The sequence below is a fragment of the Patulibacter sp. SYSU D01012 genome (genome assembly GCF_017916475.1).
Taxonomy (GTDB): Bacteria; Actinomycetota; Thermoleophilia; order Solirubrobacterales; family Solirubrobacteraceae; genus Patulibacter.
This window is the reverse complement of sequence record NZ_JAFMTB010000004.1, coordinates 150,267-171,682: the sequence shown is the minus strand read 5'-3', so window position 1 is coordinate 171,682 and position 21,416 is coordinate 150,267. Positions and strand designations below refer to the sequence as shown.

The window sequence follows — 21,416 nt, the reverse complement described above, 5'->3', positions numbered from 1 at the left end:
CGCGGGTCCTCGGCGCGCTGGCCGGTCGGTGACCGCGTCCTTCGCCGGTCCGGACCCGCGGCTCAGTCGTCCGGCAGCGCGGCGGCGAAGACGTGCAGTGGGTCCGCCGCGTTCAGCACCGGCGGGCCGTGGCCGACGAGGACCAGGCGCGGCGACAGGGCGGCCAGCCGGCGGATCGACGCGCGGTTGCGCGGCGGGTCGGGCGTGAACATCTTCGGCGGCTCCTGCAACCCCGGCCGCGTGGTCACCAGGCTCATCGAGTTGACGACGTCGCCGCAGATCAAGGTGCGGTCGGACGCGCGCCACAGGCTGATGTGGCCCGCGCTGTGCCCGGGCGTGTCGAGCACGACGAAGCCGGGGCCGACCTCGTCGCCCTCGTGCAGGGCGGTCGCCTCGGGCACGGGCTCGAAGCTGGCGTACCGCTCGCCCGCCTTGCGCAGTGCGGCGGGCACCTCCATCTCGACCCGCCCCGAGTGCATGGCGGGAAGGTCCTTCTCGCCGGCAGCGACCGGCACGCCGAGCGCGTCGAGCACCTTCCGCGTGCCGCCCGCGTGGTCGACGTGGGCGTGCGTCAGGACGTGGCGGGCGACGATCCGGCCGCGGACGTCGCGCAGAACGCGCCGCGCCTGCCAGCCGTAGCCGGCGTCGACGAGCACGTCGCCGACGAGGTAGGCGTTGACGCTCGACCGCGGCGAGAGGGGCAGGTGGAAGACGGCCTCGGCGACCTCGCGCATGCCCGGACCCTAGCGCCGCCGCGGTGGGATGCCGACGGCGACGGCGTCCCACGCGATCCTCCTCGCCGTCGTCGTTCCGTCCGACGCCCGGCGGCCCGCCGGCCAGCGCGTGCCCGCGGCCCCGCGCTGGACGACGCTGCGCGTCCGCCTCAGCGTCCCGCGATGCGGTTGGCCACCGCGGCCACCCGCGACGGCTTCCCCGTCCGGTGCTCGATCTCGTCGGCCAGCCCCAGCAGCGCGTAGACGCTGCGGATGCCGGTCCAGCGCAGGGGCTCGGGCTCCCAGCGCGGCGGCGTCGTGCCGGCCGGCAGCACCCACGGGAGCGTCGCCAGCTCCGACCGGCGGCGGCCGACGAGCAGGTCGCGCAGCGTGCGGCCGGCCAGGTTGGCCGCGGCGACGCCCTCGCCGACGTAGCCGCCCGCGAACGCCAGGCCGGTCTCCTCGTCCGCGCCGACGAACGGCGTCCAGTCGCGGGGGACCCCCAGCACGCCGTGCCAGGCGCCGTCGATCCGCACGTCCTGCATGTCGTCGCCGAACAGCCGCACGAGGCTGCCGCGCAGGGTGCGCTGGGTCGACGCCGGCAGCGGACCCTCGCGGCGCGTGTCCGACCCGTAGCCGTACGGCACGCCGCGGCCGCCGATCGCGATCCGCCCGTCGGCGGTGCGCTGCAGGTAGTGGTACTGGTGGCCGCCGTCCAGGATCGTCTCGGCGCCGTCCCAGCCGATCGCGGCCCACCGGTCGGCGGAGAGCGGCTCGGTCACGATCATCGAGCTCGTGATCGGGGCGACGGTGCGGCGCTCGCCCGGCAGGCCGGCGGTGTAGCCCTCGGTCGCGCGCACGACCCAGCGGGCGGTGACGGTGCCGTGCGGGGTGTGCGCCTTCGCCGGGACGGTGCCGCGGGCGGGCTCGATCGCGGTGACGGGGGTGTCCTCGACGATCCGCGCACCGGCCCGCGCGACGGCGTCCGCCAGGCCGCGGGCGAGCGCCGCAGGCTGGACGCGGGCGCAGTGCGGGTTGGCCCACGCGCCCTGGCCGCCGCGGATCGCCACGCGCTCGCGCAGCTCGGCCGCGTCCAGAAAGGCGTCCTCGCCGTCCTCCCAGGTGCCGGCGGCCCGCGCGGCGTCGGCGGCGGCGCGCAGCCGCCCCAGCTCGAGCGGCGTCTGGGCCACGGTCAGCGTCCCGCCGCGGTGCCAGTCGCACGCGATGCCCTCGCGCTGCACGGCGTCCTCGATCTCGCCGAGCGTGTCGCGGATCGCGTGGTGCATGCGGACGGCGGCGCCGGGGCCGCCGCGGCGCTCCCAGCTCTCGGTCGATCCGGCCAGCTCGCCCTGCACCCAGCCGCCGTTGCGGCCGGACGCGCCGAACCCGCAGACCTCGCGCTCGACGACGAGCACGTCCAGGTCGGGGTGGCTGCGGCGCAGCTCGTAGGCGGTCCACAGGCCGGTGTAGCCGCCGCCGACGATGCAGACGTCGACGCGCGCGTCGCCGTCCAGGCGGGGCCGCGGCGCGGGCATCCCGGCGGGGTCGAGGTGGGCGAACCAGTGCGAGACGGGGGCGACGGCGGTCATGGGCTCCACGGGGCGGTCGGAGAACGAGGCCGGGCCCGAGCGCGGCTCGGGCCCGGCGGTGCGGCAGGCAGGACGGACGGCGTCCGAGGGGGTGGGCGCCGTCCGTCCCGAGGGGCTAGCCGAGGGCGCTCTGCTCGCCGGCGACGAGCTTGTGGCCGCCGTGGCGCGGCAGCTTCGCGACGCGCTCGGAGGCCTCCTCGAGCACCGGACGCAGGATGCCGACGATCTCGTCGAACGTGCCCTGGTCGGCGATGAGCGGCGGGGAGACCTGGATGACGGGCTCGCCGCGGTCGTCGGCGCGGCAGATCAGGCCGGCCTCGAACAGGTGGTCGGACAGGAAGTTCTGGAGCAGGTCCTTGCCCTCCTCGGACGTGAAGCCCTCCTTCGTGTCCTTGTCCTTCACGAGCTCGAGCGCGTAGAAGTAGCCCGTGCCGCGCAGGTCGCCGACGATCGGCAGGTCGGTCAGCGTGGCGAGCGTGTCGCGGAACGCGTCCTGGTTGCGGGCGACGTTCCCGACGATGTCGAGGCGCTTCATGATCTCGAGGTTCTTCAGCGCGATCGCGGCCTGCACCGGGTGGCCGCCGAAGGTGATGCCGTGCGCGTACATGGCGTCCTCCTTCAGGAACGGCTCGGCGACCTTGTCGGAGATCACGAGCGCGCCGATGGACGCGTACGCGGAGGACAGGCCCTTCGCGTTCGTCATCAGGTCGGGCTTGATGTCGTACTTCTCCGAGCCGAACCAGGCGCCCAGGCGGCCGTAGCCGGTGATGACCTCGTCGGCGCAGAGCAGGATGCCGTACTCGTCGCAGAGCGCGCGGACGCCCTGGAAGTAGCCCTTCGGGGGCGTGAAGGCGCCGCCGGAGTTCTGGACCGGCTCCATGATCACCATGGCGACCGTCTCGGGGCCCTCGGAGAGGATGCGGTGCTCGAGGTCGTCGAGCAGCATCGCGGTGAACTGCTCCTCCGTCTCGCCCTCGGGGCGGTGGTAGCGGTCCGTGTTGCGGACGTGCGCGACCTGCGGGACCAGCGGCTCGAACTGGCTGCGGATCGCCGGGATGCCGGTGATCGACAGGGCGCCCATCGTGGTGCCGTGGTAGGCGATGTCGCGGCCGATGGCCTTCCAGCGGTTCTCGCCGCGGGCGGCGTGGTACTGGCGCGCGATCTTCCACGCGGACTCGACGGACTCGGCGCCGCCCGACGTGAAGAAGACGCGGTTGAGGCCGTCCGGCGTCAGCGACGCGATCTCCTGCGCCAGCTCGATGGCGCGGGGGTGGGCGTAGTTCCAGTTCGTGTAGTACGGCAGCTCGCGCATCTGCGCGGCCGCGGCCTCGCCGATCTCCTCGCCGTGGCTGTAGCCGATCTGGACGGCGAACAGGCCGGCCAGGCCGTCGAGGTAGCGCTTGCCGTCGGCCGTCTCCAGGTGGCAGCCCTCGCCGCGGACGATGATCGGCAGATCGCGCTTCTTGAAGTCCGCCATCTGCGTGAAGTGCAGCCACAGGTGGTCGGCCGCGGACTGCCGCAGCGCGTCGGCCCCCGCGTGATTCGGGATCGGCGTCGTGCTCATGGAACTGATGCTCTCATCAATAGCGGCGGCTGGACATCGGCCGTTCGTCCAGTCCTGCCGGCGGCGGGGCGACAGGGCGTCGGGGGTGGGGGGGGCGGCTGAGGGCGGGTGGGCGGACCTGCGGGGGCGGGGTGCCGTTCCGGCTGAGGGCCGCGGGGCGGACCTGAGGCGGAACGCGGGGCGGGGCGGGGTGCTGTTCCGGCTGGGGGCCGGTGGGCGGACCTGAGCCGGAACGCGTTGGGGCCGGGGGCGTGTGCGGGGTTGCGTTCTGGTTGAGGGCCGGCGGGCGGACCTGAGCCGGAACGCGGGGCGGGGCAGGGCGCCGTTCCGGCTGAGGGTCGGTGGGCGGACCTGAGCCGGAACCTGCCCTGGCGGGGTGCCGTTCTGGCTGGGGGCCGGTGGGCGGACCTGAGGCGGAACGCGCTGGGCACCGGGGCGTGTGCGGGTTTCCGTTCTGGTTGAGGGCCGGTGGGCGGACCTGAGGCGGAACGCGCTGGGCACCGGGGCGTGTGCGGGTTTCCGTTTTGGTTGAGGGCCGGTGGACGGACCTGAGCCGGAACGCGGGGCGGGGCGGGCTCCCGTTCCGGCTGAGGGTCGCCAGGCGGACCCGAGCCGGGACGCGGGGCGCGGCGGGGAACCGTTCCTGCTGAGGGCCGGTCTGCGGACCTGAGCCGGAACACGTGGGGGCGGGGACGGGACGGGACGGCTGGCCGCGTTCCGGTTGAGGGTCGCGGGGCGGACCTGAGCCGGAACACGCCGGGGCGCCGGGCGGGACGTTGGTTCTGTTCCGGTTGAGGGCCGGTTGGCGGACCTGAGTCGGAACACGCTCGGCACGGGGCCGAGTCCGGGCTCCGTTCTGCTTGAGGGTCGGTGGGCGGACCCGAGCCGGAACACGCCGGGCGCCGGACGGGACGTTGGTCCCGTTCCGATTGAGGGCCGGTAGGCGGACCCGAGCCGGAACACGCCGGGCGCCGCGACCGAACCGGGGCTCCGTTCCGTTTGAGGGCCGCGGAGCGGACCTGAGCCGGAACGACGTCCGCCTCCCGGCCGCGCCCCGCCGCGCCGCCGGCCCCGCCGCGCCGCCGGCCCGCCAGCCCCGCCCGCGCGCGCCGACCCCGCCCGCCCCGCCCTACCGCTTGAGCGTCACGGTCCGCGACACGCCACCGCCCGTGATCCGCAGCGCCACCTGCGTCTTGCGCTTGAGCGACGACCGGGCCGCCTTCGTGAAGCGCAGGCGGACCGTCGCGATGCCGGTCGTCGCGACCGTGCCGCGGCCCGAGGCGACGCGCTTCTTCCCGATCGTGCCGACGAGGGAGACCTTGCCCGGCTTCGCGCCGACGAGCTTCACCGTCAGGCCCGACTTCAGCGCGGTGCGCAGGCGGACCTTCGACGAGGCGAGCCGCAGCGTCGGGCCCGCCCCGCCGCGGCCGCGCGTTCCGCCGCCGCCGTGGTCGCCCGCGCGGCCGCCCGGTCCGCCGCCGCCCGGCCCCGGCCCCGGCCCCGGCTCGCCCGGACGCGGACCGGGCACGTTCGCGGGCCCCCAGTCCGGGTTCCGCGCCCCCGGCAGGACGAGCCGCGAGGACTCCGTCGGCGTGCCGCAGTCGTTCGTGTAGTCGGGGATCGGGATCGTCTGGATGCCCGTGTCGTCCGCGAACGCCAGGCGCCTGCCGTCCGGCGACCAGCTCGGGGACTGGTACCGGCCGACGTCGCCGGAGAGCTGGCCGCAGCCCTCGGGCCGGGTGGGCCAGCCGCCCTTCGCGCGGTAGACCAGGATGCGGTCGCGGGCCTCGCCGGCGACGAAGGCGACCTTCGTCTTGTCGCGGCTCATCTCGCCGTCGGCCATCCCGCCGGCGCCCTGCTCGGTGTAGTAGTCCGACACGCCGCCGGCGATGTCGGGCGCGTCGCCGGGGTGGAGGACCACGGCGTCGCCGGCCAGCGCCTGGATCGGGTCGGACAGCAGCAGCTGGCCGTCGTCGATCCACGACGGGGCGACCCAGCCCGTCTGCTCCTTGTAGCCCGGCTGGTCGTACGGGCTGTCGCCGGCGAGCGACATCACGTTCGTGCCGTGGCGGCCGTAGACGGTCTGGCAGCCCGTCGCGGGGTTGCACTCGCGGTCCTGGCCGTACTGGCTGAAGTACCAGGTGTAGGCGATCTTGGTCCCGCTCGGCGAGACCGCGGCGTCGAACGGCCCGGCGAACGTCGTGCCCGGCATCGAGGACGAGTGGGGCGTGCGGTACTCGTGGCGGACCGCTCCGTCGCGCTCGAGCACGCGGATGCGGTCGCCGCGGACGGTGACGAGGACGCCCCCGTCGGACTGCGAGACCGAGGAGTAGCCCCCGTCGAAGGTCACCTGGTACCTCGTGCCGCCGTCGGGCGTGGCCAGCCAGACGTTCCCGTCCTGCAGGTAGGCGATGGAGTCGGCGGCGGCCGGCGCGGCGGCGAGCGCCAGGCCGACGGCGGCGAGGGTCGCCGCGCGGCCGAGGCGGCGGAGCCGGGAGGGGGATGCGGACATGGCGCCATCCTGCGCGGCCCCGCCCGGACGCACCACGGGGTGCCACCCCAGGGGGCGCCCCAGACCTGTCCCGTGGCGCACCGCGCCGGGCGGCTCCCGCCCCCGTCGGTGCCGGGAGCGCCGTCGCCGGGCCGGGCCCGGCAACGGCCCGGCCGCTCGCCGGCCCGGTTGCTCGCGGATCCGGCCGGACTCTGGCCGCTCGCCGGCCCGGCCGCTCGCCAGCTCGGCCGCTCACCGGCCCGGCCGGACGCCGGCCGCGTGGCGGGCCGTCCGGAGAGCCGGTCGGGGCCTCAGCCCGCCGACGGGCTGGCGTCGGCGATGCCGAGCGCCTCGCGGGCCCGCGCCGCGGCGGGGGCGTCGCCCGGCGTCAGGCGCGAGAGCAGCTCGGCCCAGCCGCCGTGCGCCGCGATCACGGCCCGCAGGTGCTCCAGGCCCCGATCCTCGTCGCCCGACCCGACGAGCGCCAGGCCCGCCCAGAAGCGCAGCTCCAGGCTGTCCGGCGCCAGCTCGTACGCGCGCACGTACTCGGCGGCCGCGGCGGCGTGGTCGCCCTCGCCGACGAGCCGGTCGCCCTCGCCCGCGTAGACGTAGGCGTCGTGCAGGCCGACCAGGCGGCGCAGCTCGGCCAGCGGCTCGGGGTGGTCCTCGACGCGCAGGTCGACGATCCGGCTCCAGCGCTCGCCGGCGGCGGGAACGACGAGGAGCGCCGCGGACTGTCGCCCGCGGACGTCGCCGCCGGCCGCCTCGCCGGCGTCGAGGGCGTCGAGGATGCGGCGCGGCAGCGTGGCGGTGCTCGCCGCGAACCCCCGCGACATCGCGCCCCACACGGCGTCCGACGCCATCATGTTCGCCTGGGCCGCGTGGTCGTCGCCGAGCGCGTGACCCGCGTGCGCCATGCAGCCCGTGCCGGTGTGCGCGGCCCGACCGCCGCGGGCGTCGAGCACCGCCACCTGGCGGACGCCGGCGTGCGCGTCCTCCGCCGTCAGCCGGGCCAGAGCGTCCTCGGCGGACGCGCCGCCGCGCAGCAGGTCGAGCGCCCGGGGCCCGTACGAGACGTCGACGTTCGCCTGCGTCGCCACGACGCCGACGCCGGCCTCGCCCCAGGGCACGAGCCCGCCGACGTTGAACCAGTGCGTCTGCACGCCGACGGCCATCGCGCCGGTCTCCGGGTCGCGGGCGACGATGGAGTAGGTGCCGCGGCGGGCGCCGCGAGTGCGGGGATACGTGTCGGTGCAGGGGTGCACGGGAGCTCCTTCGGGGGTCCGCGACACCGTAGGGCACCCGGGCGGGGGCGTCGCCGGCCGGGCACGGCCCCACGCGGTGCGGACGCTGAGCGTCGTGGGGGCGGGACGCAAGGACGCGGCGACGGATCGACGTTGCGGCTGGACCCCCCCAGAGGTGGTCAACTGCGACGTCGATCGCCGATGAGGGGTGCGTCCGCCCGCGGCCCGCCGCCCGCCGCCCGCGGCCCGCCGCCCGCGGCCCGCCGCCCGCGGCCCGCCACCCGCGGCCCGCCGCCCGCGCCGACCCGCGCCACCCGTCCGGCCTCACCCCCCCCCCAGGTGCACACCGTTCCCCGCCCATCCGTCCGTCGCGCGTGCGCGCCCGCGTGGCCTGCGCGGCCCGCGGGTATGTGGGGGTGCATCCACCGGGGCGCGCCGAGCGTTGTCTAGGGTGGCAACCGACCACGACATCGGGCCGGTGCCGCGGCGCTCCCTCCCCGGGGCGCCTCGGACGGGAGCCCGAGAAGGGACCCCACTTGCGGATCGTCATCATCGGCGCGGGACTCGGCGGCCTCGGAGCCGCGCTGCGCCTGCAGGGCGCCGGGCACGACGTCGTCGTCGTCGAAGGGCGCGACCGCCCCGGCGGGCGGGCCTACCAGCTGCAGGAGGACGGGTTCACCTGGGACACCGGGCCGTCGCTGATCACGATGCCGTGGGTGCTGGAGGAGACGTTCGCCGCCGGCGGGCTCGACCTGCACGCCGAGGTGACGATGCGCGAGCTCGATCCCTTCTACCGGATCTTCTGGGGGCAGGAGGAGCAGCACCTGGACTTCGTCACCGACCGCGAGGCGATGAAGGCCGAGATCGCGAAGTTCTCGAGCAAGGACGCCGCGGCCTTCGACCCGTTCATGGAGGCGCTGCGGCCGATCTACGAGGAGGGCATCCTGGGGGCGGGCCGCCGGCCGTTCCTGCGCTTCGGCGACCTGGCGCGGTTCACGCCGAAGATGGTCCAGCTCGGCGCGGCGATGCCGCTGTGGCGGATGGTCGCCAAGCACTTCGAGCACCCGCGCATCCGCGAGGCGTTCTCCTTCCACTCGCTGTTCATCGGCGGCGACCCGTACCGCGTGCCGGCGATCTACGGCGCCCTCGTCTACCTGCAGTTCCTCGATCGCGTCTGGTACACGGACGGCGGCGTCTACGCCCTGATCGACGCGATGGCGCGGACGCTGGACGTGCGCTGCGGCGAGCGGGTCCAGGCGATCGAGCACCGCGGCGACCGCGTCACCGGCGTCCGGCTGGAGGGCGGCGAGCGAATCGCGGCCGACCTGGTCGTCTCGAACGCCGACGTGCTGACGACGCACGAGCTCGTCGGCCGCAAGCCGCCGCTGCGCCGCCTGACGCCGACGATGTCGTGCTTCCTGCTGTACCTGGGCACGGACCGCGTCTTCGACAAGCTGCAGCACCACACGCTGCTCGTCGGTGACGGCTACAAGCAGTTCATCCACGACGTCACCCGCGGCGGCCGGCTGCCGAGCACGTACTCCACCTACGTGCACGCGCCGCAGCGCACCGAGGCCGCGATGGCCCCGGACGGCGGCGACTCGATCGCGGTGCTGCTGCCCGTGCCGAACCTGCGCTCGGGGATCGACTGGGAGCGCGAGGAGGACCGCCTGCGCGACGCGCTCGTCCGCGACATGGAGACGACGTTCGGCCTGAGCGGCCTGGACGCCAGCGTGCGCGTCGAGAAGCGGATGACGCCGGTCGACTTCCAGAACGACCTGGGCGCCGCGTTCGGCAACGCGTTCGCGATCGAGCCGACGCTGCAGCAGTCCGCGTGGTTCCGCCAGCCCAACCGCGACCGCGCGCTCGAGGGCCTGTACTACGTCGGCGGCGGCACGCACCCGGGCGCCGGCATCCCGGGCGTGCTGCTCGGCGCCGAGGTGACGACCAACCTGATCGCCGCCGACCACCCGGCGCCGTCGGGGCGACGTGCGGCGGTCGCCAGTGCCTGAGGCGCTGCTCGGCGAGGCGCGGGACACCACCCGCCGGGTCGCGCGCACGTTCGCGCTCGCCTGCCGGCTGCTCCCGCGCGAGCTGCGCGACGACGTCTACCTGCTGTACCTCGTCTTCCGCACGCTCGACGACGCGGTCGACGAGGGCCGGCCCGACGCCCCCGAGACCGTCGCGGCCGTCGAGGACTGGTGCGCGGGCGCGCCGGCGCGGGGGCGCGAGGCCACGATCCTGGAGGAGCTGTCCGCGCGGCGCACGATCCCCCGCGGGGCGATGGCCGACTTCTGCGCCGGGATGCGCGAGGACCTGTCGGGCCGCGTGATCCGGACCGAGGAGGAGCTGGACCGCTACTGCTACCGCGTGGCCGGCACCGTCGGCGTCGTGATGGCGCACGTCCTGGGCACGGACGACGACGCGCGCGCGATGCCCGCCGCTGCGGCGCTGGGCAAGGCGATGCAGCGGACGAACATCCTGCGCGACATCGACGAGGACCGCGCCGAGGGCCGCGTGTACGTGCCCGTGGAGACGATCGAGCGCTACGGGTCGCTCGAGCCGGGGCGCCGCGAGGGGCTGATGCGCGACGGGATCGCCCGCGCGGACGCGCTGTACGCCGAGGGCGTCGCCGGCATCCCGCACCTGCGCTGCGGGCGCCGCGCGATCGCCGCGGCGGCGGTCATGTACCAGGAGATCCTGCGCCAGATCGAGCGCGAGGGCTACGGCCGCCGTCCCGGCCGCGCCGTGGTCGCGCCCCGCCGCAAGGTCGTCGTCGCGGCCCGCGCGCTCGCCGGGCCGCGACGGCCCGGCGCCGCGTCCGTCCGCGCCGCCGCGTGAGGCGCCCCGCGCAGTGGCGCCGCGGCGCGTCGCGCGCCGCCGGTAGCGTGGCCGCCGTGCCGTCGTTCCGCGCCCTCCTCGGATCCCTGATCGGCGCGCAGGTCGCCTACTCGCGCCTGCCCGAGCGGCACCTCGTGCCCGCCACCCGCGGCATCGTCGGCCTGATGCTCGCCGCGTCGACCGTCGAGGCCGCCGAGGCGCGCGGTCCCCGCCGCGGCCCCGCGCTCGTCGCGACGGCGGGGGCGATCGGCTTCGCCGCCGAGCTCGTCGGGGTCGCGACCGGCAAGCCGTTCGGGCACTACTCGTACTCGGAGAAGCTGGGCCCGAAGGTGCGCGACGTGCCGGTGGCCGCGGCCGCCGCCTGGGCGATGATGGCCCGCCCGTCGTGGGTCGCCGCGGGGCACGTGGCCGGGCGCGGCGGGCGGCTGCGCCGGCTGCGGCGCGTCGGTCTGGCGGCGGCCGCCCTGACGGCGTGGGACGTCTTCCTCGACCCGCGGATGGCCCGCGACGGCTTCTGGTCGTGGCCGGCCGGCGGCCGCTACGAGGGCATCCCGGCGACGAACTTCTTGGGCTGGCTCGGCACGTCGGCCGGGGTCTTCGCGGTCTGGTCGCTCGTCGAGGGCGACGAGCCGCCGACCGCGGCGGACGACGGCGCGCTGGCGCTCTACGCGTGGACGTGGATCGGCGAGACGTTCGCGCACGCCGCGATCTGGCGCAGGCCCGTCGTCGCGCTGGCCGGCGGCGCCGCGATGGGCGCCGTCGCGGTCCCGGCGCTGCTCGCCCGGCGGGCCGGCCGTTGAGCCGGGTCGTCGTCGTCGGCGCGGGCGTCGGCGGCCTGGCCTGCGCGCTGCGGCTGGCCCGCGCGGGGCACGACGTCACGGTGCTCGAGCAGGGGGACGCCCCGGGCGGCAAGTGCGCGCGCGTCGAACGCGGCGGCTTCCGCTTCGACGCCGGCCCGTCGCTCCTGACGATGCCGTGGCTGGTCCGCGAGCTGCTGGGCGAGCGCGTCGAGCTGCTGCGCGTGGAGCCCATCACCCGGTACCGCTTCGCCGACGGCAGCAGCGTCGAGCTGTCCGCCGACCTGCCGGTCGCGCACGCGGCGCTCGAGGCGTGGTCGCCGGGTGCGGGCGACGACTGGCTGCGCTTCCTGGGCGTCGGCGCCGCGATGTGGCGGGGGTCGGTCGGCGTGCTGAACGGCCCGCCGCCGTGGCCGCCGCGCCGGCCCGAGCCCGGCGTCCCCGCGCCGGACCCGCGCGACCTGCTGCGCGTGCGGCCGTGGCACACGCTGCGCACCCTGGCCCGCACGACGCTCCGCGACCCGCGGCTGCGGCTGGTCGCCGAGCGGGCCGCCACCTACGCCGGCGCCGACCCGCGCCGCGCCCCGGCGGCCCTCGCGGTCGCGGGGTACGTCGAGCACGCGTTCGGCGCGTGGCACGTCCGCGGTGGGATCTACCGGATCGTCGAGGCGCTGACGGAGGCGCTGGGCGAGGAGGGCGTCACGATCCGCACCGGGGTGCGCGCCGAGGCGGTCGCGCTCGCGGGCGGCGCGGCGCTGCCCCTCGACGGCGGCCCGCTCCGCGGCCGGGGGCGCGTGACGGGCGTGCGGACCTCGGCCGGCGAGCTGCCCGCCGACGTCGTCGTCCACAACGGCGACGCGTCCGGGCGCGGCGAGCGCTCGCTGTCGGGGTTCGCCCTCATGCTCGGCCTGCGCGACCGCGATCCGGACCGCCGGCACCACGAGATCCGCTTCCCCGCCGACTACGACGCCGAGTTCGACGACGTCTTCGTCGCCCGCCGCCCGGTGCGCGACCCGACGCTGTACCTGGCGTCCTCCGTCGTCACCGACCCGGGCGAGGCGCCGGACGGCGGCGACAACCTGTTCGTGCTGGCCAACGCCCCGGTGCACCGGACGGCCGGCGGCCCGGACTGGGACGCCGCCGCGGAGGCGTACGAGGCGGCGGTCCTGGAACGCCTGGCGATCGACCCGGCGCGGATCGTCGTCCGCGCGCGCCGCACGCCCGCCGACCTGGAGCGCCAGACCGGGGCGCTCGGCGGGGCGATCTACGGCCTGGCGCCGCACGGCCGGCTCGGCACGCTGCGCCGGCCGCCGAACGCGGTGCCGGGCGTGCGCGGGCTGTGGCGCGTGGGCGGCACGACGCACCCCGGCGGCGGGCTCCCGCTCGTGCTGCTGTCGGGCCGCACCGTCGCGGCCGAGATCGACCGCGCCGCCTGAGCCGCCGCGCCGGCGCGTGGTGGCCGGCCGCAGAACGAGCGACGCCCCGGGTGGATCACCCGGGGCGTCGCTCGATTCATCCCCCGCACCGGGCCACCGCGTGCCACGGGCCCGGCGCATACGCTGCGAGGCGCACCCGGTTCTTCGGCGCGGCGCGGCGGGACTTGAGGGCCCGCTAGTACCAGACGACCCGGAACCGCTGGCCGGAGCACCACCGGCGCAGCTTGGCGCCCTGGACGGCGCCGGCGCCGCGGTTCTGCGCGCTGTCGACGTAGGCGACGTCGGCGTCCACGGCGGCGCGCGCGGCGGCCATCGGGTACTCGTCGCGGTCGTACCCCGGCCGGGTCGGGACGGCCCGCAGCAGCGCCCGCCGGCGGGCCGCCGCGCCCCGACGACGGACCGTCAGCACGCGCGGCCGCCCGCGGGCGATCGCGGCCTCCCAGTGGGCGCGCACCTCGGGGTACCTCGTGCTCGACAGGCCGATGCGGACCACGCCGGGGGTGCGGAGGCAGCCGGCCGGGTCGCCGGCGCGGCGCGCGTCCCCGCGCTCGTCGGCTCCGTCGTCCGTCCCGGTCAGCCGGTCCCACAGCGCGCCGGCGTGCAGGTCGCGCACGTCCACGCCGGCCAGGTGGTCGATCCGTCCGGTCAGCACGCCGCCGCCGACCACGACGAGCGCGGCGAGCACGAGCAGGCGCACGAGGCACCGGCGCGCGGTGCGCACCGGGCGGGGCAGGAACGGGATCACGCGGCGGTGCCGGCCGGCGCGAGCGGGTCGACGCCGCCCCAGGTCCCCGCGCTGCGGAACGGCGCGAAGCGGGCGAACAGCTCCTCGGAGTACCAGCCCTCGTCGCGGGTGCGGCGCACGACCTCGCGGTGGTCGGCGCGCCGGTACGCGTACGCCTGGGCGTCGGGCAGGGTGCGCCACAGCGAGAACGTCGCCTGCCGCGCCACCGGCCACTCCCCGATGCCGACCGACGCGAGCAGCCCGGGCTGGCCGAGCAGGTCGTTCGCCGGCGACGCGATCGCGCGGTAGAAGGGGACGAGGCGGCGGGGGCGGACGGCGGCGCGCGTGAGGATGGCCACGGGGGCGTCGGGCTCGAGGCGCGCGTGCGCGTCGGCGAACAGCGGCACGCCCGACCAGGCGCCGTGCGCGCGGACCGGCCGCAGCCCCAGGTCGTAGCGCTCGGCGGCCAGGCGCTCCCAGCGGGCGACGACGGGCGAGGCCGCGAGGAACGCGTCGAGCGCGCGCTCGTCCTCCCACACCGCGAAGAGCGCCCAGCGCCGCAGGTCGGCCGACAGCGTCATCGTCCGCCCGCGCCCGGTGCCGAGCAGCTTCCAGAACCGCAGGCCCGGCGTGCCGCGCAGCGCGGGCCGGTCCAGGCCCATGCGGGAGAGCCCCTCGGGCGCGGAGTCCCGCCGGTAGCGGACGAGGTGGAAGGATGCGAGCACGGATGGAGTTCGTTCTGGCCGCCCTCGCGGGCTACCTGTTGGGGTCCATTCCAGCAGCCCTGCTGGTCGGTCGCGCGCACGGGGTCGACCTGTACGCCGTCGGCGACGGCAACCCGGGCGCCTGGAACGCGCTCGAGCAGCTGGGCCCGCGGCGGGCGTGGCCGGCGTTCGTCGGCGACGGGCTGAAGGGCACCGCGGCCGGCGCGATCGGGTGGTGGCTCGGCGGCGCGGCGGGCGGGGACGCCGGGGGCCTGGGCTCGCCCGACGTCGTCGGCGCGTACGTGGGCGTGGCCGCCGCGATGGTCGGCCACGCGCTGCCCGTCTTCGCGCGGTTCCGCGGCGGCAAGGCGGTGATGACGTTCGCGGGCGGCGCCTTCGCGCTCTCCCTGCCGGCGGCGGCGATCGCGCTCGCGGTCTGCGCCGTCGTGTCGGTGCTCGCCCGCTCCTTCGCGGTCGGCGCCCGGGTGGCGGTCTTCGGCTTCCCGGTCGTCCAGCTGGCCTTCGCGCCCGACCTGCGCGTGGCCGCGACGGGCGGGCTGATGGGGATCATCGGCGCGCTGTTCCTGGCCGCGCGGCTCCGGCGGGGACGGGACGCGCGCCGGGGCCGGTGACGGGCGGGGCCAGGACGGGGCGAGCCGGGGACGGCGACGGGCGGGGCCAGGACGCGGCGAGCCGGGGACGGCGACGGGCGGGGCCGGACGGGACGAGAGCCGGGGGAAGTGACGGGCGGGGCCAGGACGGGACGGGGCGAGCCGGGGCCGGTGACGGGCGGGGCCAGGACGGACGGGACGAGAGCCGGGGGAAGTGACGGGCGGGACCGGGACGGGACGAGAGCCGGGGAAAGTGACGGGCGGGACCGGGACGGGACGAGAGCCGGGGAAAGTGACGGGCGGGACCGGGACGGGACGAGAGCCGGGGAAAGTGACGGGCGGGACCAGGACGGGACGGGACGAGCCGGGGCCGGCGACGGGCGGGGCGCGGACGGGACGGGACGAGCCGGGGCCGGCGACGGGCGGGGCGCGGCCAGCAGGGGCCCCGCGGGGGACTGGCGTCGGCGGGGCGAGGCGGGTCTCGGCGTCCGTCGAGGCGTCCTGCGCCGTCAGTGAGGCGGGTCCCGGTTGCAGGCGAGGCGCGTCTCGGCCGGGGTGAGCCGGGGCCTGGCGGGGGTGAGGCGCGTCCCGCTGGTGAGGCGGAATGTCGTTGCTCTCTCGCACTCATCCGCCTCACCAGCGCGTTCCGCCTCACCGTCGCGGGACATCCGCCTCGCCAGCGCGTTCCGCCTCACCGTCGCGGGACATCCGCCTCGCCAGCGCGTTCCGCCTCACCGTCGCGGGACATTTGCCGCAGTACCGCGTTCCGCCTCACCGTCGCGGGACATTTGCCGCAGTACCGCGTTCCGCCTCACCGTCGCGGGACATCCGCCGCAGTACCGCGTTCCGCCCCACCGTCGCGGGACATCCGCCGCAGTACCGCGTTCCGCCCCACCGTCGCGGGACATCCGCCGCACCAGCGCGTCCCGCCCCACGCTGGCGGCCGCCGGCGCCGTCTAGGGAGCTCGATCCGCGCCTGGCCGGCCGTCACGCGGATCCGGTCCGCGCCTGACCCGCGTCTCGCGGTCTCGGTCCGCGCTCGGCCCGCCGCCTTGCGGCCCCGCTGCCGCCTCCGGCCCCGCCGCCGCGCCTCGCGGTCCCGCCGCCGCCTTGCGGCCCCGCCGCCGCCTTGCGGCCCCGCCGCCGCCTTGCGGCCCCGCCGCCGCCTCGCGGCCCCGCCGCCGCCTCGCGGCCCCGGCTGCCGCCTCCGGCCCCCGCCGCCGCCTCGCCCTCTCCGGCTCCCCCGCCGCCCCGGCCGCCCGGGGTCCCTCGCGAGCCCCCCCCCCGGCTCCGGCCGTCCCGGGTCGCTCGCGAGCCCCGCGGCCTACGCCGCCGCGAAGTAGTGCCCCTCGGCCAGGTCGGCGAGGAGGGTCGGACCGGTCGGCTCCCACCCCAGGAGCTCACGCGTCGCGGCGCTCGAGACCGGGTTGTCGACGACCGCGAAGCCGGCGAGGAAGCCGAAGTGGCCGGCGGCGTCGTCCGGCGCGACGCTCACGGCCGGCAGGCCCAGGCCGGCACCGATGGCCGCGGCGATGTCGCGGAACGGGACGCCCTCGTCGGCGACGCCGTGCAGGCGGGAGCCGGCCGGGGCGGACTCGAGCGCCAGGCGGTACAGGCGCGCGGCGTCGAGGGTGTGGACCGCGGGCCAGCGGTTGGCGCCGTCGCCGACGTACGCCGCGGCGCCGTGCTCGCGGGCCATCCGGATCATCGCCGGGCCGAAGCCCTCGCGGTCGAGCGTGCTGTGGACGAGCGGCGCCAGGCGGACCACCGCGGAGCGCACGCCGCGGTCGGCGAGGGCGATCGTCGCGTTCTCGGCCTCGATGCGGGGACCGGCGTCGAGGACGTCCGCCTCCGTCCCGGGCCGGCCGGTGATCCCGGCCATGCCCAGCGAGAGCGTCCCGACGGTGTTGACGAACGGCTTGCCCGTGCCGGCGAGCGCGCCGCCCAGCGCCTCGAGCGCGCGCAGGTCGGCCGCGGTGGCGGCGGCGTAGTCGCCGGCGTACAGCTCCTCGTGCTTGAAGGCCAGGTGGACGACGCCGTCGGCCGCGGCCGCCGCGGCGGCCAGGCCGTCGAGGTCGTCGAGGTCGCCGCGGACGACCTCGGCGCCGGCGGCGCGCAGGGCGGCGGCGGAGCGGTCGGAGCGGGCCAGGCCCACGACCTGGTGCCCGGCGCCGAGCAGCTCGGGGACGACGGCGGACCCGATGTGACCGGACGCACCGGTGACGAAGACGCGCATGGAGAGACCTCCAGATGAGGCGACGACCCACGGCGCGGGAGTGCGCCGAGCGGTGATGTCGCTTGGTGTCATCACGCTAGCATGGATGTCACCCGGTGTCATCGCGTTCGCGATCCGTAGACTCGGGGCGTGGCCCGATGGGAACCCGACGCGCCCGGCCGCCTGCGGCAGGCCGCCCTCGCGCTCTTCGACGAGCGGGGCTACGAGGCGACGACCGTGGCGGACATCGCCGAGCGCGCCGGGCTGACCAAGCGCACGTTCTTCCGGCACTACGCCGACAAGCGCGAGGTGCTGTTCGACGGCTCGCAGGAGCTGTTGGAGCGGTTCGTCGCCGCGGTGATCGCCGCACCGGAGTCCGCCGCGGCCCTCGACGCCATCGCGGCCGGGCTCGATGCCGCGGCGGACCTCTTCGAGGCGCGACGCGAACCGGCGGCCTGGCGGATGCGCATCGTCGAGAGCACGCCCGAGCTGCAGGAGCGCGAGCTCATCAAGCTGGCCGCGATGGCCGACGGCGTGACCCAGGCGCTGCGGCGCCGGGGCGTCGGCGACCCGGCCGCCGCGCTGGCGGCCGAGGCGGGGATCGCCGTCTTCCGCGTCGGCTTCTCGCGCTGGGTGGCCGAGGACGACCGCGACCCGTTGCGGCAGGTCCTGCGCGACACGCTCGACGAGCTGCGCGCGGTCGCCGCGGCCTGAGGCGGCACCACCGCGAAGGCCGTCCCCGGCCGGCGGTCAGTCGCCGGTGGCGGCCGTGCGCACCGTCACCCGCGGAAGCGTGCCGTCCGTGCACCGCGGAACCGGCCGGGAGCCCTGCGGCCGCGGGTCGCGTGGTGCCGACACGGCGATCGTCATCCCGTCGACCGGGCCACGCCGATCGGCCTGGAAGCCGGCGGTGCAGAGGGCGGCCCGCGCGTCGCGGAAGCGGAGGCCCGCCACCTCCGGCGGCGTGCGCGCCGCCGGACGGCGGAGCCCGACCGGCGGCTCGCCGTCGAAGTACGGCTGCGGGGGACGCCGGCGCGGACCCACCACGGGCCGCCCGTCCACCGGGCGCCCGAGCCGCAGCCGCACCACCGTGCCCGAGATGAGCGCGAGCAGGCAGTCGTACGTGCCGACGGGGGTCACCAGGGACGACTGCACGAAGATGCGGCCGTCGGGCAGCTCCGACGCACGGATCTCGGGGTGCTCGCACGCGGCGTGGTCCGGCGTGCGCACGAGCAGGCTCCGCCCGCCGTCGGCCACGCCGAGCAGCGTCCAGCTCGCCCGTCGGTGCACCTCGCCCTGATGCCCCTCCAGCAGGAGGAAGACTCCCGCCGCGAGCGCGCAGGCCGCCCACACCGCGGCGACGACGAGCCAGCGGTGCCGGGGGATGTCGCGGAGCCCTCGCACGCGGGCAGCCTCGCAGCCGGCGGGGGGACGCCGCGCCGGAGCGGACGTCCGGTTGGCGCGCCGCGGACCGCCGCCGCTCGTGCGCGTCGGCGGTCCGGCCACCGTGCGGAGGGGGCGGGGCGGCGCCTGCCGGGCGTCACCCCTCGTACGTGCGCCCGCGCCACGTCCGGTCGGGTCGCACCGCCCGCCACGTCAGCCAGCCCACCACGGGCAGGTCGGCGAGCGGCGCCAGCCAGAACGGCAGGCCGCGCGGCCGGTACGACCGCGCCAGCGCCCCGTGCAGGGCCAGGCGCAGCGCGAGCAGCAGCGCGTCGAACGGGGATCCGCGTCCGGTGAGCAGTCGGGGGAGGGGCAGGGCCATGGCCACCCACAGCGTCGCGACGTCGGCCGCCTGCGCCAGCGGGGCCGTCGCGTCGGGGGCCATGAGGGAGCGACCCCAGCCCGTCCACGTCTCGCGCGCGGAGCGGTACATCCGCACGTCGAGCAGGTCGACGGCGTCGGCGAAGCCCACGCGGCCGCCGGCCCGCCGCACGGCCCGCACGAGCGCGACGTCCTCGGTCAGGTGGCCCCGCACGCGCGTCCACCCGCCGGCCGCGAGGAACGGCTCCCGTCGCACCACGAGGCACTGGCCGTTGGCGAGCGCCCGCGACGGCCGCGGCTGCCAGCCCGGCACGTCGGTCGGGCCGAAGCGCAGCGGCAGCGTGACGGCCATCGCCGGGTGGAGCAGGCGCTCGGCCGCGCCGTCGCAGACGAACCGCGGCGCCGCGCTCAGCACGTCGAACCCGTCGGCCGCCGCGACGACGGCCGGCACCAGGCCCGGCCGCGGACGCACGTCGGCGTCGAGGAAGACGACCCAGTCGCCCGTCGCCGCCCGCAGGCCCTGCTGGAGCGCCCACGCCTTGCCGCGCCACCCCGCGGGCAGCTCGCGGCCCGCCACGACCCGCGCGCCGCCGGCCCGGGCCACCGCGGCGGTGCCGTCCGTCGACCGGTCGTCGACGACGAGCACCTCGGCGTCCATGCCGCGCAAGCCGTCCAGGCACGGGCCCAGGCGGTCCGCCTCGTCGCGGGCGGGGATCACGACGGAGACCGTGGGGGCGGACCGCCGGGCGGCGGTCGAGGCGGCGGCGCGGACGGCGGGACCGGTCGGGGCCTGGAGCGGGGGGCGGCGCCGGCGGCCGCGGGCCAGCCGCCCCAGCAGCCCCACCGCCACGACGGCCTGGAGGGCGGGGTAGGGAGCGGGGCGGCGCACCGGCGGAGTCTCGCAGCGCGGGCCGGCCGGCGACCGCGGGCCCGGGCGCCGGTCGTTCGGCCGCGGCGACCCGCACGCGGGGGCCGGGGCCGGGCCGCGGCGTCATCGCGGCCGGGCGGCCCGCCGGGACCGCTCGACCCGCCTCCCTCAGTCCAGGTTGACCATCACGTGCTTGATCCGCGTGTACTCCTCGAGCGAGTAGACGGACAGGTCCTTGCCGTAGCCGGACTCGCCGAAGCCGCCGTGGGGCATCTCGGACATGTACGGCATGTGCTCGTTGACCCAGACGCAGCCGAAGTTCAGCTCGCGGGCGAAGCGCATCGTCGTGCCGACGTCGCGGCTCCAGACGGACGCCGCCAGGCCGTAGACCGTGTCGTTGGCCCACTCGAGCGCCTGCTCCGCGTCCGTCGCCTGCTGGATCGTCATGACGGGGCCGAAGACCTCGCGCTGGACGATCTCGCTGTCCTGGGCCGGGCCGCCGACCAGCGTCGGCGCCACGAAGTAGCCGCGCTCGCCGACGGCCGTCCCGCCGGTGAGGATCTGCGCGCCGGCCTCCTCCGCCCGCGCGACGAAGCCGAGCACCCGCTCGCGCTGGGCGGCCGAGATGACGGGCCCCAGCTCGACGTCGTCGGACGAGAGCGGCTCGCCGACCTTCAGCGCCTCCATCGCCGGGACGAGCGCGGCGACCAGGCGGTCGTGCACGCCGGGCGTGGCGATGATGCGGCAGGCGGCGGTGCAGTCCTGGCCGGCGTTGTACAGGCCGCCGACCATCAGGCCCTCGACGACCTTGTCGACGTCGGCGTCGTCCAGCACGACGACGGGCGCCTTGCCGCCCAGCTCCAGGTGGGCGATGGCGAGGGTCTCGGCCGCGGCGGCGGCGATCTTCTTGCCGGTGCCGACCGAGCCGGTCAGCGAGATCAGGCGCACGCGGCGGTCGGTGACGATGCCCGAGCCGACGGGCACGCCGTGGCCGGTGATGACGTTGAGGACGCCGGCGGGCAGCACCTCGTTCGCCAGCTCGGCCAGGCGGACGGTCGTCAGCGGCGTCAGCTCGGACGGCTTGAGGACGATCGTGTTGCCGCCGGCCAGCGCCGGGCCGATCTTCCACATCGCCATCGCGAGCGGGTAGTTCCACGGCGTGATCTGGCCGACGACGCCGATCGGCTCGCGGCGCACCATCGAGGTGTAGCCCTCGGTGTACTCGCCCGTCGCCTGGCCCTGCAGGGTGCGCGCGGCGCCGGCGAAGAAGCGCAGGTGGTCGGAGCAGGACGCGACCTCCTCGGCCGCCGCGGCGCGGGGCTTGCCGGCGTCGCGCGACTCCAGGTCGGTCAGCTCGTCGGCGTGCGCGTCGAGCAGGTCGGCCAGCTTCAGCATCGCCAGCGCGCGGTCGGCGGGCGTGGTGCGGCCCCAGTCGCGGGCGGCGCGGGCGGCCGCGTCGACGGCGCGGGTGACGTCCGCGGGGCCACCCAGCGGCATGCGCGCGATGACCTCTTCCGTCGCCGGGTCGAGGACGTCCTCGTACTCGCCGGTGGTGGCGTCGACGAGCTGGCCGTCGACGAGGTTCTTGAGCGTGATGACCTCGGTGGTGCTCATGCGGATGGGGCTCCGGTGGGGTCGCGGGCGCCGCGGCGGGCGCACCTCTCGGACGTTGGGCCCAGTATCGGCGCTGGGCGGGCGAGCGGGAACCCGACAGAAGGCCTGAGGTTGCCCGCGCCGGGTGGACGGAGTGGCCAGGGTCGTGTGACGGCCGTCCGGTCGCGTGGGGATCGCGGTCCGGGGCTGCGGCCAAGCCCGAAGTCGGCCGCGCCACAACCCGGTTCGGGGGTGCGCGGGA

Annotated in this window: 17 protein-coding genes; 6 read left to right on the top strand and 11 right to left on the bottom strand. The window is 77.1% G+C overall.

Going from position 1 to position 21,416, the window contains the following annotated elements; translation table 11 throughout:
- Positions 1-62: 62 nt before the first annotated feature.
- The 5 genes from J3P29_RS19340 to J3P29_RS19320 all read right to left on the bottom strand — a co-directional run bounded on the left by J3P29_RS19340 (position 63) and on the right by J3P29_RS19320 (position 7,622).
- A complete protein-coding gene (locus J3P29_RS19340; RefSeq protein ID WP_210496037.1) occupies positions 63-734 on the bottom strand; it encodes an MBL fold metallo-hydrolase in 672 nt (223 codons plus the stop codon).
- 149 nt (positions 735-883) lie between these two features.
- Positions 884-2,302 (bottom strand): FAD-dependent oxidoreductase, encoded by a 1,419-nt coding sequence (locus tag J3P29_RS19335; protein ID WP_210496035.1) that lies wholly within the window; start codon positions 2,300-2,302, stop codon positions 884-886.
- A gap of 115 nt (positions 2,303-2,417) precedes the next feature.
- The gene (locus J3P29_RS19330) at positions 2,418-3,866 is read right to left on the bottom strand and encodes an aspartate aminotransferase family protein (protein ID WP_210496033.1); all 1,449 of its coding nucleotides are present in this window, start codon (positions 3,864-3,866) and stop codon (positions 2,418-2,420) included.
- Between the two features lie 1,129 nt (positions 3,867-4,995).
- Complete coding sequence (locus J3P29_RS19325; protein ID WP_210496031.1) at positions 4,996-6,378, bottom strand: PD40 domain-containing protein; 1,383 nt, start codon at positions 6,376-6,378, stop codon at positions 4,996-4,998.
- A gap of 290 nt (positions 6,379-6,668) precedes the next feature.
- Complete coding sequence (locus J3P29_RS19320) at positions 6,669-7,622, bottom strand: DUF1028 domain-containing protein (protein ID WP_210496028.1); 954 nt, start codon at positions 7,620-7,622, stop codon at positions 6,669-6,671.
- A 515-nt stretch (positions 7,623-8,137) separates the two neighbouring features.
- Here J3P29_RS19320 and crtI (J3P29_RS19315) point away from each other — a divergent pair.
- The 4 genes from crtI (J3P29_RS19315) to crtI (J3P29_RS19300) are packed head-to-tail and all read left to right on the top strand — an operon-like array spanning position 8,138 to position 12,675.
- Positions 8,138-9,613, top strand: coding sequence for a phytoene desaturase family protein (gene crtI, locus J3P29_RS19315; RefSeq protein ID WP_210496027.1), 1,476 nt, complete (start codon positions 8,138-8,140; stop codon positions 9,611-9,613).
- Positions 9,606-10,442, top strand: coding sequence for a phytoene/squalene synthase family protein (locus J3P29_RS19310; protein ID WP_210496026.1), 837 nt, complete (start codon positions 9,606-9,608; stop codon positions 10,440-10,442). The genes crtI (J3P29_RS19315) and J3P29_RS19310 overlap by 8 nt, the downstream gene beginning before the upstream one ends.
- Positions 10,443-10,498: 56 nt before the next feature.
- Positions 10,499-11,242, top strand: a complete 744-nt coding sequence (locus J3P29_RS19305; RefSeq protein WP_210496022.1) for a carotenoid biosynthesis protein — start codon at positions 10,499-10,501, stop codon at positions 11,240-11,242.
- The gene (crtI, locus tag J3P29_RS19300) at positions 11,239-12,675 is read left to right on the top strand and encodes a phytoene desaturase family protein (RefSeq protein ID WP_210496020.1); all 1,437 of its coding nucleotides are present in this window, start codon (positions 11,239-11,241) and stop codon (positions 12,673-12,675) included. Before J3P29_RS19305 ends, crtI (J3P29_RS19300) begins: the two co-directional genes overlap by 4 nt.
- Positions 12,676-12,850: 175 nt before the next feature.
- Here the strand turns inward: crtI (J3P29_RS19300) and J3P29_RS19295 are convergent, their stop codons facing one another.
- Both J3P29_RS19295 and J3P29_RS19290 read right to left on the bottom strand, forming a co-directional pair.
- Positions 12,851-13,396 (bottom strand): NucA/NucB deoxyribonuclease domain-containing protein, encoded by a 546-nt coding sequence (locus J3P29_RS19295; RefSeq protein WP_210496019.1) that lies wholly within the window; start codon positions 13,394-13,396, stop codon positions 12,851-12,853.
- A gap of 20 nt (positions 13,397-13,416) precedes the next feature.
- Entirely contained in the window at positions 13,417-14,124 is a 708-nt protein-coding gene (locus J3P29_RS19290; RefSeq protein ID WP_210496017.1) for a hypothetical protein, read from the bottom strand.
- Positions 14,125-14,126: 2 nt separating this feature from the next.
- Between J3P29_RS19290 and J3P29_RS19285 the strand changes: the two genes are divergently transcribed.
- Positions 14,127-14,735, top strand: a complete 609-nt coding sequence (locus tag J3P29_RS19285) for a glycerol-3-phosphate acyltransferase (RefSeq protein ID WP_210496016.1) — start codon at positions 14,127-14,129, stop codon at positions 14,733-14,735.
- A gap of 1,303 nt (positions 14,736-16,038) precedes the next feature.
- Here the strand turns inward: J3P29_RS19285 and J3P29_RS19280 are convergent.
- The gene (locus J3P29_RS19280) at positions 16,039-16,950 is read right to left on the bottom strand and encodes an SDR family oxidoreductase (RefSeq protein ID WP_210496086.1); all 912 of its coding nucleotides are present in this window, start codon (positions 16,948-16,950) and stop codon (positions 16,039-16,041) included.
- Positions 16,951-17,079: 129 nt separating this feature from the next.
- Between J3P29_RS19280 and J3P29_RS19275 the strand changes: the two genes are divergently transcribed.
- The gene (locus J3P29_RS19275) at positions 17,080-17,643 is read left to right on the top strand and encodes a TetR/AcrR family transcriptional regulator (protein WP_210496014.1); all 564 of its coding nucleotides are present in this window, start codon (positions 17,080-17,082) and stop codon (positions 17,641-17,643) included.
- Positions 17,644-17,679: 36 nt separating this feature from the next.
- On the opposite strand, the gene J3P29_RS19270 is transcribed toward J3P29_RS19275, so the two are convergent.
- The 3 genes from J3P29_RS19270 to J3P29_RS19260 form a co-directional block, all read right to left on the bottom strand.
- On the bottom strand, positions 17,680-18,333 hold the full coding sequence (locus tag J3P29_RS19270) for a hypothetical protein (RefSeq protein WP_210496013.1): 654 nt from the start codon (positions 18,331-18,333) through the stop codon (positions 17,680-17,682).
- Between the two features lie 136 nt (positions 18,334-18,469).
- Positions 18,470-19,582, bottom strand: a complete 1,113-nt coding sequence (locus tag J3P29_RS19265; RefSeq protein ID WP_210496011.1) for a glycosyltransferase family 2 protein — start codon at positions 19,580-19,582, stop codon at positions 18,470-18,472.
- A gap of 147 nt (positions 19,583-19,729) precedes the next feature.
- Positions 19,730-21,175 (bottom strand): aminobutyraldehyde dehydrogenase, encoded by a 1,446-nt coding sequence (locus J3P29_RS19260; RefSeq protein ID WP_210496010.1) that lies wholly within the window; start codon positions 21,173-21,175, stop codon positions 19,730-19,732.
- Positions 21,176-21,416: the final 241 nt, after the last annotated feature.

What these genes read in the sequence shown, in the direction of transcription:
- J3P29_RS19340 (WP_210496037.1), bottom strand. Translation starts at nt 734, where the DNA reads ATGCGCGAGGTCGCCGAGGCCGTCTTCCACCTGCCCCTCTCGCCGCGG.
- J3P29_RS19325 (WP_210496031.1), bottom strand. Translation starts at nt 6,378, where the DNA reads ATGTCCGCATCCCCCTCCCGGCTCCGCCGCCTCGGCCGCGCGGCGACC.
- J3P29_RS19285 (WP_210496016.1), top strand. Translation starts at nt 14,127, where the DNA reads ATGGAGTTCGTTCTGGCCGCCCTCGCGGGCTACCTGTTGGGGTCCATT.
- J3P29_RS19330 (WP_210496033.1), bottom strand. Translation starts at nt 3,866, where the DNA reads ATGAGCACGACGCCGATCCCGAATCACGCGGGGGCCGACGCGCTGCGG.
- J3P29_RS19260 (WP_210496010.1), bottom strand. Translation starts at nt 21,175, where the DNA reads ATGAGCACCACCGAGGTCATCACGCTCAAGAACCTCGTCGACGGCCAG.
- J3P29_RS19280 (WP_210496086.1), bottom strand. Translation starts at nt 16,950, where the DNA reads ATGCGCGTCTTCGTCACCGGTGCGTCCGGTCACATCGGGTCCGCCGTC.
- J3P29_RS19335 (WP_210496035.1), bottom strand. Translation starts at nt 2,302, where the DNA reads ATGACCGCCGTCGCCCCCGTCTCGCACTGGTTCGCCCACCTCGACCCC.